Below are 10,775 nucleotides of genomic sequence, written 5' to 3' on the forward strand. Positions count from 1 at the left end.
GCGCCTTACGCGGCGGCCAGCTTGGCGGCCGAGTCGGCGTCGACGCAGGCCTGGATCACCGCGTCGAGGTCGCCGTCGAGGACCTGGTCCAGGTTGTACGCCTTGAAGCCGACGCGGTGGTCCGAGATGCGGTTCTCCGGGAAGTTGTAGGTGCGGATCTTCTCGGAGCGGTCGACGGTGCGGACCTGGCTGCGGCGGGCGTCGGCGGCTTCCTTCTCCGCCTCCTCCTGGGCCATGGCGAGGAGCCTGGAGCGGAGGATGCGCATGGCCTGCTCCTTGTTCTGGAGCTGGCTCTTCTCGTTCTGGCAGGAGGCGACCACGCCGGTGGGCAGGTGGGTGATGCGCACCGCGGAGTCGGTGGTGTTGACGGACTGGCCGCCGGGGCCGGAGGAACGGTAGACGTCGATGCGGAGGTCGTTGGGGTTGATCTCCACGTCGACCTCCTCGGCCTCGGGGGTGACGAGGACGCCGGCGGCGGAGGTGTGGATGCGGCCCTGGGACTCGGTGGCGGGGACGCGCTGCACGCGGTGCACGCCGCCCTCGTACTTCAGGCGGGCCCACACGCCCTGGCCGGGTTCGATCTGGCCGCGGGCCTTCACGGCGACCTGGACGTCCTTGTAGCCGCCGAGTTCGGACTCGGTGGCGTCGATGATCTCGGTCTTCCAGCCGACGCGCTCGGCGTAGCGCAGGTACATGCGCAGCAGGTCGCCGGCGAAGAGCGCGGACTCGTCGCCGCCGGCGCCGGCCTTGATCTCGAGGATGACGTCCTTGTCGTCGCTGGGGTCGCGGGGGATCAGCAGCAGGCGGAGCTTCTCGGTGAGTTCCTCGCGCTGCTTCTCCAGTTCCTTGACCTCGGCGGCGAAGTCGGGGTCGTCGGCGGCGAACTCGCGCGCGGTCTCGATGTCGTCGCCGGTCTGCTTCCAGGAGCGGTACGTGGTGACGATCGGGGTGAGCTCGGCGTAGCGCTTGTTGAGCTTGCGCGCGTTGGCCTGGTCGGCGTGGACCGACGGGTCGGCGAGCTTCTTCTCCAGGTCGGCGTGCTCGGCGACGAGTTCCTCGACGGCCTCGAACATTCTGGGCTCCTGCTGCTGCGTGGGACGGCTGTGTGGGGAAGGGCGTGCGACCAAAAACGCCGGTCCCGGCGGCACCCCGGCGGGGGGTACGGCCGTGGACCGGCGGTCTGGGGCTCGCTACTTCTTGGAGCCGGCGGCAGCCTTGCCGAAGCGGGCCTCGAAGCGGGCCACACGGCCACCGGTGTCGAGGATCTTCTGCTTGCCCGTGTAGAACGGGTGGCACTCGGAGCAGACCTCGGCCCGGATGGTGCCGGACTCGATGGTGCTGCGGGTGGTGAACGACGCGCCGCAGGTGCAGCTGACCTGCGTCTCGACGTACGCGGGGTGGATGTCGCGCTTCAAGGTTTCTCCTAGGTTTCGGGAGGGCTCCGGGTCGCAGCCGCGGGATGCGGGTGCGTGAACCGGGGCCGACGTACCAGTCTGCCAGGACCGGCGCCTTCTCCCCAAACCGGGGGGTGGGGGGCTGATATTCCCGTGGGGTGCCGTGCCGGTCAGGGGCCGTTGACGACGTCTTTCGCCTCTCCGGTCGCGGTGCCCTGGGTGGCAGCGGCGGGGATGGGCCGGTCGTTCTTGAGGGCCGTCCAGACCTGCTGGGCCTTGGCCGGGGAGACGATGACGCGGTTGGGGTCGGCGGGGTCGTACTGCACCGGCATGGTGACCATGTGCATGTCGGAGGCGCCGATGCCCTTGAGGCCGGCGGCCCAGGACATCAGGGAGTTCACCGAGCCGAGGTCCGAGTCGGTGGTGACGGCCTTGGTGGCGGTGTCGGCGAGGTCGTACAGCTTCTTCGGGTTGGTGAAGAGGCCGATCTGTCTGACCTGGTCGACGAGGGCTTTGAGGAAGGCCTGCTGGAGCTGGATGCGGCCGAGGTCGGAGCCGTCACCGACGCCGTGCCGGGTGCGGACGAGACCGAGGGCCTGCTCGCCGTTGAGTCGGTGTGTGCCGGCTTTCAGCTTGAGGTGGCTGTCGGGGTCGTCGATGTCCTTGGTGGTGGTGACGGAGACGCCGCCGAGCCGGTCGATGAGCTTCTGGAAGCCGGCGAAGTCGACCTCCAGGTAGTGGTCCATGCGGATGCCGGTGAGTGTCTCGACGGTCTTCACCGCGCAGGCCGCACCGCCGGTGGAGTAGGCGGAGTTGAACATCACGTTGCGGGCGGCGCGGTGGGTGGTGCCCTGGGTGTCGGTGCAGGCGGGCCGGTCGATGAGGGTGTCGCGCGGGATGGAGACCACGCTGGCCTTCTTGTGGCCCTGGTAGATGTGGACGATCATCGCGGTGTCGGAGCGTGCGCTGCCGTCGTCGGTGCCGCCGCCGAGCGTCTTGTTGCTGCCGGAGCGGCTGTCGGAGCCGAGGACCAGGATGTTCTGCGAGCCGTTGTCGACCTTTTCGGGGCGGTCGGTGCCGAGGGCCTGGTTGATGTCGACGCTGTGCAGGTTGCCGTTGAGCTTGAAGTAGACGTATCCGATGCCGGTGCCGCCGAGGACGACGATGCCGGCCGCGGTCCAGGCCGCGACGACGACACCCTTCCTGCGGGTGCGGGGCTTGCGGCGGCGGCCCTTGCCGCGCCGGTTCGGGCCGCTGGTGCCGGTTCCCGGTATGCCGGGATTTTCCGGCGTGCTCTCGGCGGACATGGTCTCCTCGGCTCGTCGGTGGTCGGGTACCCCCTGCGGTCGCGGTCGGGCTCGGTCGGTGTGAAATGCCTCGTACCGCTTCATCGTCACCCCGACCGGTCAGACGGGGAAACTCGGGAAAGGGTTGCACGACGCTCGGTGGCCTCAGGGTTCGCGGACGGTCACGGCACAAAGTCACGGGAGCCGTTCCTACCGGCGCTCACCTGCGGTTTCCCGCCTGCGGTGGGCCGGTCGCGCTGGGTGACGCCTGTGGTGGGGATCTCGCTGCGGTAACGCGCGAAGGGCCGCTCCCCGGGGTGGGGAGCGGCCCTTCGACGGTGTCGGCGCGGATCAGTCTCCGTTGCCGGGAGCCGGCGTCGTCTTCTGGATCTGCATCAGGAACTCGACGTTCGACTTGGTCTGCTTCATCTTGTCGAGGAGCAGCTCGATGGCCTGCTGCTGGTCCAGCGCGTGCAGGACACGCCGCAGCTTCCATACGATGCCCAGCTCCTCGGCGCCGAGCAGGATCTCCTCCTTGCGGGTGCCGGACGCGTCGACGTCCACCGCGGGGAAGATGCGCTTGTCGGCGAGCTTCCGGTCGAGCTTGAGCTCCATGTTGCCGGTGCCCTTGAACTCCTCGAAGATCACCTCGTCCATGCGGGACCCGGTGTCCACCAGGGCGGTGGCGAGGATGGTGAGCGAGCCGCCGTCCTCGATGTTGCGGGCCGCACCGAAGAAGCGCTTCGGCGGGTACAGGGCGGTCGAGTCGACACCACCGGACAGGATGCGGCCGGAGGCCGGGGCGGCCAGGTTGTAGGCGCGGCCCAGGCGGGTGATCGAGTCGAGCAGGACGACCACGTCGTGGCCCAGCTCCACGAGGCGCTTGGCACGCTCGATGGCCAGCTCGGCGACGGTGGTGTGGTCCTCGGCGGGGCGGTCGAAGGTCGAGGAGATCACCTCGCCCTTGACCGACCGCTGCATGTCGGTGACCTCTTCCGGACGCTCGTCGACGAGGACGACCATCAGGTGGCACTCGGGGTTGTTGTGGGTGATCGCGTTGGCGATCGCCTGCATGATCATGGTCTTGCCGGTCTTCGGCGGGGCCACGATCAGACCGCGCTGGCCCTTGCCGATCGGCGACACGAGGTCGATGATCCGCGTGGTGAGCACGCCCGGGTCGGTCTCCAGGCGGAGCCGGTCCTGCGGGTACAGCGGGGTCAGCTTGTTGAACTCCGGGCGCCCGCGGCCGTGTTCGGGCGCCATGCCGTTGACGGAGTCCAGGCGGACCAGCGCGTTGAACTTCTCGCGGCGCTCGCCTTCCTTCGGCTGGCGGACGGCGCCGGTGATGTGGTCGCCCTTGCGCAGGCCGTTCTTGCGGACCTGGGCGAGGGAGACGTACACGTCGTTCGGGCCCGGCAGGTAGCCGGAGGTCCGGATGAACGCGTAGTTGTCGAGGATGTCCAGGATGCCCGCGACGGGGATCAGGACGTCGTCCTCGTTGATCTGCGGCTCGGAGGCGAGGTCGTCGCGGCCACGGCGGCCACGGCGGTCGCGGTAGCGGCCACGGCCGCGGCGTCGGCCGCCCTCGAAGTCGTCGTCGTCCTGCTGGCGGTCCTGCCGGCCGCCGCCCTGCTGCTGACCGCGCTGCTGGCCCTGCTGGTCGTCGCCCTTGTTACGGCGGTCGCGGTCGCGGCCACGGCCGCGGTCACGGTCGCGGCGGCGGCCCTCGCCGCCCTCGCCGGACTCGGACTTGGCGTCCTTGTTGTCCTTGCCGTCCTGCTGCTGCGGCTGCTGGGCGGGCGTCTCGGCCTTCGGCTCGCTCTTGGCCTCGGCGGCGACGGTCTCGGGCGCCGCGGCGGGGCTGCCGGCGTCTGCGGTGGCGCGACGGCGGCGGCGCTCACCGGGGGCGTCGTCGGAGACCGGCTGGCCGGGGATCTCGATCTGCTGCTGGGCCGTCGCCTTCTCGGCGGGCGCCTCGGCCTTGTCGGCCTTCTTCTCGGCGGGGGTCTCGTCCCCCGTGCGCGTCCGGGAGGTTGCGCGGCGCTTCGGCTTGGTCTCGGTGGCGGCCTCGGCCTTGGCCGGGGCGGCACCCCCTCCGGCCTGCGCTTCCTTGATGACCTCGATCAGCTGGCTCTTGCGCATCCGCGCGGTGCCCCTGATGCCGAGGCCGGAGGCGACCTGCTGCAGCTCGGCCAGCACCATGCCCTCGAGGCCGGTACCGCGGCGCCGCCGGGAGCCGGCACCGGTGGCAGGCGCGGAGGCGTCCGTGGCGGGCGCGGCAGCGGTCTCCTCGACACGTGCGCCCATCAGATCGGTGGTGTCGCTCACGAAGGGTCCTTCCCTGGAGCGGACGTCGGCCTGTCTGGCTCGGCGACCGGTTGTGCTGTCCGGCTTCGGTCCCATCCTTGTGGACCGTGCCGGGGCGGTGGTCCGCCTAAGCGGCGGAAGAGATAACTGGTGATGGCGCTTCCTCGACGTGCCGTGGCACCCAGTGTCACGTGGCGTGGTCGCACCGGTTCCGGAGCGTGCCCACGGGCCCGCTCAGCGCCCCCGTACGGTGTACTGCCCAGGTACGACGTACGGAACACAGTGCGGCGTGGGGAGCTCCCGGAAGAATGTCTGTCCCGGACGGGGACACGAGGCACCTCGCCATGGTGGGGTCGGGTGCAGACTTGAGGTTAACACTACCGGATCCAACAAACATTCCCCCTCTCCAAATCCGGCAACCGTGTGTCAGGTCGCCAGTGGGAGCACGCTCGCCCCCTGAAGGTCCAGCTCAAGCCGGTTGGCGGCCCATCCCTCGCCCGCGAGGGCCTGCGCCTTGTCCGCCGAGTCGGTGTCGACCAGGGCCATCACCGTGGGTCCGGCACCGGAGATGACGGCGGGGATGCCGTCGGCCCGCAGCCTTTCCACCAGCGCGGCGCTCTCCGGCATGGCGGGGGCGCGGTACTCCTGGTGGAGGCGGTCCTCGGTGGCGGGCAGCAGCAGCTCGGTGCGCCGGGTCAGGGCCTCCACGAGCAGGGCGGCGCGGCCCGCGTTGGCGGCGGCGTCGACGTGCGGCACGGTGCGCGGGAGCAGTCCGCGGGCGGTCTCGGTCAGGACCGGCTTCCCGGGGACGAAAACCACCGGAACGATGGAATCGGCGGGCTCGAGGCGGACGGCGCGGGCGGCGCCGTGCTCCATCCAGGCGATGGTGAAGCCGCCGAGCAGGCACGGGGCGACGTTGTCGGGGTGGCCCTCGATCTCGGTGGCGAGTTCCAGCAGCGCGGTGTCGTCGAGCCGGGACTCGCCGCCTATGGTGACGGCGCGGGCGGCGACGATGCCGGCGCAGATGGCGGCGGAGGAGGAGCCGAGGCCGCGGCCGTGCGGGATGCGGTTGGCGCAGACGATCTCCAGGCCGCGCGGCTGGCCGCCGAGGGCGTCGAAGGCGGTGCGCAGGGAGCGGACGAGGAGGTGCCTCTCGTCGCGCGGGAGCGTGTCGCTGCCCTCGCCCGCGATGTCGATGTGCAGCCCGGAGTCCGCCACCCGGACGACGACGTCGTCGTAGAGCCCCAGCGACAGGCCGAGGGCGTCGAAGCCCGGGCCGAGGTTGGCGCTGGTGGCGGGGACGCGCACCCGGACGGCGGCGGCGCGGAACGCTGGACCGGCCATCGCTCGTTGACTCTCCTTGAGCTGCGTGATGGTCGAATGAATTCGATGACGTGCCTGGGACCCTCGGCCGCGCGGACGACGCGGCGGTGCGGCACGTGCCGGGGCGGCATATGCGGCGGGCGGGTTCGGTACAGCCTATCGAAGAAAGGTTCTGTGGCGACATAGGGCGCACAGGAGGCGCACGATGCGTGTCGCAAGCCCCCTGTGCACCCGTCGAAGGGAACTTCCCCAGGTGAGGGTCGGTTCACTCGCCCTGTCGGTGTGCTGTTACGCGAGTCCCAGTCGCTCGGCGGCGGTGGCCGCGTCGACGGGGACGGTGACCGGCTGCGGGGCGCCGGCGACGGCCCAGTCGGGGTCCTTCAGGCCGTTTCCGGTGACCGTGCAGACGATCTTCTGGCCGGGGTCGACCTTGCCGTGCTCGGCGGCCTTGAGCAGACCGGCGACGGACGCGGCGGAGGCGGGCTCGACGAAGACGCCCTCCTGCGAGGCGAGCAGCCGGTAGGCCCGCAGGATCTCACGGTCCGTCACCTCGTCGATGGCACCGCCGGATTCGTCGCGCGCGGCGAGCGCGTACTGCCAGGAGGCCGGGTTGCCGATGCGGATGGCGGTGGCGATGGTCGACGGGTCCTTGACGACCTCGCCGCGCACGATCGGGGCGCTGCCGGAGGCCTGGAAGCCCCACATGCGGGGGGTCTTCGCGGCGACGCCGTCGGCGGCGTACTCCTTGTACCCCTTCCAGTACGCGGTGATGTTGCCGGCGTTGCCGACCGGAAGGACGTGGATGTCGGGGGCGTCGCCGAGCATGTCCACAATCTCGAAGGCGGCGGTCTTCTGCCCCTCGATACGTACCGGGTTGACCGAATTGACCAGCGCGACGGGGTAGTTGTCGCTGAGCGAGCGGGCCAGGGTGAGGCAGTCGTCGAAGTTGCCGTCGACCTGGAGGATCTTCGCGCCGTGCACGAGGGCCTGGCCCATCTTGCCGAGCGCGATCTTGCCCTGCGGGACGAGGACGGCGGAGACCATGCCGGCGCGTACGGCGTAGGCCGCGGCGGAGGCGGAGGTGTTGCCGGTGGAGGCGCAGATGACGGCCTTCGCGCCCTCCTCCTTGGCCTTGCTGATCGCCATCGTCATGCCGCGGTCCTTGAAGGACCCGGTGGGGTTGGCGCCCTCCACCTTCAGATGGACCTCGCAGCCCGTGCGCTCGGAGAGCACCTGCGCGGGCACGAGCGGCGTACCGCCCTCGCGGAGGGTGACGACCGGCGTGGTGTCGGACACGGGCAGCCGGTCCCGGTACTCCTCGATGATTCCGCGCCACTGGTGGGTCATTGCTGGTTACTCTCCTTCAACCCGCATGATGCTGGCGACACCCCGCACGGTGTCGAGCTTGCGCAGCGCCTCGACGGTCCCGTGCAGGGCGGCGTCGGACGCCCGATGGGTGACGACGACGAGGGAGGCCTCGCCGTCCTTGCCCTGCTGGCGCACGGTGTCGATGGACACGCCGTGCTCGGCGAAGACGGTGGCGACCTGGGCGAGCACGCCCGGTTTGTCGGCCACGTCCAGGCTGATGTGGTACCGGGTGACGACGTCACCCATCGGTGACACGGGCAGGGCGGCGTACGCCGACTCGCCGGGCCCCGTTGCCCCGCTGAGCCGGTTGCGGCACACGGCGACGAGGTCGCCGAGCACGGCCGAGGCGGTGGGCGAACCGCCCGCGCCGGGGCCGTAGAACATGAGCTGGCCGGCCGCGTCGGACTCGACGAAGACGGCGTTGTAGGCACCGCGCACGGAGGCGAGCGGGTGGCTGAGCGGGATCATCGCGGGGTGCACGCGCGCGGTGACGGAGGCGCCGTCCGCGGCGCGCTCGCAGATGGCGAGCAGTTTGATGGTGCAGCCCATCTCCTTCGCCGAGGCGAAGTCGGCGGCGGTGACCTCGGTCATGCCCTCGCGGTAGACGTCGTCGAGCCGTACGCGCGTGTGGAAGGCGATCCCGGCGAGGATGGCGGCCTTGGCGGCGGCGTCGAAGCCCTCGACGTCGGCCGTGGGGTCGGCCTCGGCGTATCCGAGCGCGGTGGCCTCGTCGAGGGCCTCCTGGTAGCCGGCACCGGTGGAGTCCATCTTGTCGAGGATGAAGTTGGTGGTGCCGTTGACGATGCCGAGCACCCGGTTGACCTTGTCGCCGGCGAGGGACTCGCGCAGCGGGCGGATCAGCGGGATGGCGCCGGCGACGGCGGCCTCGTAGTAGAGGTCCCGGCCGTGCTCCTCCGCGGCGGCGTGCAGGGCGGCCCCGTCCTGGGCGAGCAGGGCCTTGTTGGCGGAGACGACGGACGCGCCGTGCTCGAAGGCGGTGGTGATGAGGGTGCGGGCGGGTTCGATGCCGCCGATGACCTCGACGACGACGTCGAGGTCGCCGCGTTTGACGAGGGCGGTGGCGTCGGTGGTGACCAGGGCGGGGTCGATGCCCTCGCGGACCTTGTCGGGGCGGCGCACGGCCACCCCGGCCAGCTCGACCGGGGCGCCGATGCGCGCGGCGAGGTCGTCGGCGTGCGTCGTCATGATGCGCGCCACCTCTGAGCCGACCACTCCACAGCCCAGCAGCGCCACCTTCAGCGGACGCGTACGCATCATCCGACCTCGTTTCCTCATACCGTCTACGGTTGGTCCAGTCTCACCCACCGGACCGGACTTTCTGCCTTTTGTCCGGATGGTGAGACGTGAATTTCATTATCCCGCGGGGGTCGGACCGCAGATCTTGCAGCAGTCCCCGCGCGGGCGGGCGTCACCCGACGTCGAGCCGCAGCAGGTCCTCCTCGGTCTCGCGGCGGACGATCACCCGGGCCTCGCCGTCCTTGACGGCGACGACCGGCGGGCGCAGCACATGGTTGTAGTTGCTGGCCATGGACCGGCAGTAGGCGCCGGTCGCGGGTACGGCGATCAGGTCGCCCGGCGCCAGGTCGGCGGGGAGGAACGCGTCCCGCACGACGATGTCGCCGCTCTCGCAGTGCTTGCCGACGACGCGGGAGAGCATCGGCTCGGCGTCGGAGGTGCGGGAGGCGAGGGCGACGCTGTACTCGGCGTCGTACAGCGCGGTGCGGATGTTGTCCGACATGCCGCCGTCGACGGAGACGTACGTGCGCAGCCCGTCGAGCGGCTTGACCGTGCCGACCTCGTACAGCGTGAACGCGGTCGGCCCGACGATCGCCCGTCCGGGCTCGACGGAGATCCGCGGGGTGGCGAGCCGCGCCGCCTCGCACTCACGGGTGACGATCTCGCTGAGCGCCTTGGCGATCTCGTGCGGCTCGCGCGGGTCGTCGTCGCTGGTGTACGCGATGCCGAGGCCGCCGCCGAGGTCGATCTCGGGCAGCTCGACGCCGTGCTCGTCCCGGATGTCCTTCAGCAGGCCGACCACGCGGTGGGCGGCGACCTCGAAGCCGGACATGTCGAAGATCTGCGACCCGATGTGCGAGTGGATGCCGATCAGCTCCAGCCCGTCGAGCTGCAACACCCGCCGTACCGCCTCGGCGGCCTGCCCGCCGGCCAGCGGGATGCCGAACTTCTGGTCCTCGTGCGCGGTGGCGATGAACTCGTGGGTGTGTGCTTCCACCCCGACGGTGATGCGGATCTGCACGCGCTGCCGCTTGCCGAGCGACTGCGCGATGTGGGCGACGCGCACGATCTCCTGGAAGGAGTCGAGGACGATCCGCCCGACCCCGGCCTCGACGGCCCGCCGGATCTCTTCCGTGGACTTGTTGTTGCCGTGGAAGGCGATGCGGTCGGCGGGCATGCCCGCGGACAGGGCGGTGGCCAGTTCACCACCGGAGCACACGTCGAGGTTGAGCCCTTCCTCATGCAGCCACCGCACGACGGCCCGGGACAGGAACGCCTTCCCGGCGTAGAACACGTCGGCGTCGGTGCCGAACGCGGTGCGCCAGGCGCGCGCCCGGGAGCGGAAGTCGGCCTCGTCGAGGATGTAGGCGGGGGTGCCGTACTGCTCGGCGAGGTCGGTCACGCGCAGGCCGGCGACGGTCAGGACACCGTCGGCGTCCCGGGTGACCGTCTGGGCCCACACCTTGGCGTCGAGGGCGTTGAGGTCCGCGGGCGGCGCGGCGTAGTGCCCTTCGGGAAGGACGTCGGCGTGACGGGGCCCGGCGGGGTGTGCGGAACGGCTCATGACTTCTGTTGGCTTCCTCAGAGATGTTCGGGTGCGTCGATGCCGAGCAGGGACAGGCCGCCGGCCAGCACCGTCCCGGCGGCTTCGGCGAGCGCGAGCCGGGCGCGGTGGGCGGCCGAGGGTTTCTCCGCACCGCGCGGCAGCACGGTGGGCAGGAACGGCAGGACGGCATCCGCGACGGTGACGAGGTGCCGGGCGAGCCGGTCGGGCGCGCGGTGGGTGGCCGCGGCGGTGAGGATGCGGGGGTGGTCGGCGAGGAGGGCGAGGAGCTGCGGG

At 70.9% G+C, this 10,775-nt stretch carries 9 protein-coding genes; all 9 read right to left on the minus strand.

The window, feature by feature from the left end; all coding sequences use genetic code 11:
• Positions 1 to 5: 5 nt before the first annotated feature.
• Positions 6 to 1,073: a peptide chain release factor 1 gene (gene prfA, locus MTQ10_RS07895; RefSeq protein ID WP_247463767.1), complete on the minus strand. Its 1,068-nt coding sequence runs from the start codon at positions 1,071 to 1,073 to the stop codon at positions 6 to 8.
• A 117-nt stretch (positions 1,074 to 1,190) separates the two neighbouring features.
• Positions 1,191 to 1,415: a 50S ribosomal protein L31 gene (gene rpmE, locus MTQ10_RS07900; RefSeq protein ID WP_014675000.1), complete on the minus strand. Its 225-nt coding sequence runs from the start codon at positions 1,413 to 1,415 to the stop codon at positions 1,191 to 1,193.
• 149 nt (positions 1,416 to 1,564) lie between these two features.
• Positions 1,565 to 2,701, minus strand: a complete 1,137-nt coding sequence (locus MTQ10_RS07905) for an LCP family protein (RefSeq protein ID WP_247463770.1) — start codon at positions 2,699 to 2,701, stop codon at positions 1,565 to 1,567.
• 330 nt (positions 2,702 to 3,031) lie between these two features.
• Positions 3,032 to 5,008, minus strand: a complete 1,977-nt coding sequence (gene rho / locus MTQ10_RS07910; protein WP_247463773.1) for a transcription termination factor Rho — start codon at positions 5,006 to 5,008, stop codon at positions 3,032 to 3,034.
• Positions 5,009 to 5,413: 405 nt separating this feature from the next.
• Entirely contained in the window at positions 5,414 to 6,331 is a 918-nt protein-coding gene (gene thrB, locus MTQ10_RS07915) for a homoserine kinase (RefSeq protein WP_247463775.1), read from the minus strand.
• A 267-nt stretch (positions 6,332 to 6,598) separates the two neighbouring features.
• On the minus strand, positions 6,599 to 7,657 hold the full coding sequence (thrC, locus tag MTQ10_RS07920) for a threonine synthase (RefSeq protein ID WP_247463778.1): 1,059 nt from the start codon (positions 7,655 to 7,657) through the stop codon (positions 6,599 to 6,601).
• Positions 7,658 to 7,663: 6 nt separating this feature from the next.
• Positions 7,664 to 8,953: a homoserine dehydrogenase gene (locus MTQ10_RS07925; RefSeq protein WP_247463785.1), complete on the minus strand. Its 1,290-nt coding sequence runs from the start codon at positions 8,951 to 8,953 to the stop codon at positions 7,664 to 7,666.
• A gap of 154 nt (positions 8,954 to 9,107) precedes the next feature.
• On the minus strand, positions 9,108 to 10,499 hold the full coding sequence (gene lysA, locus MTQ10_RS07930) for a diaminopimelate decarboxylase (RefSeq protein WP_247463780.1): 1,392 nt from the start codon (positions 10,497 to 10,499) through the stop codon (positions 9,108 to 9,110).
• A gap of 17 nt (positions 10,500 to 10,516) precedes the next feature.
• On the minus strand, positions 10,517 to 10,775 hold a 259-nt coding region (locus MTQ10_RS07935), incomplete at its 5' end, for a DALR anticodon-binding domain-containing protein (RefSeq protein ID WP_247463782.1).

The sequence above is a fragment of the Streptomyces sp. XM83C genome (genome assembly GCF_023072675.1).
In the GTDB taxonomy this organism is placed as follows: Bacteria; Actinomycetota; Actinomycetes; order Streptomycetales; family Streptomycetaceae; genus Streptomyces; species Streptomyces thermocoprophilus.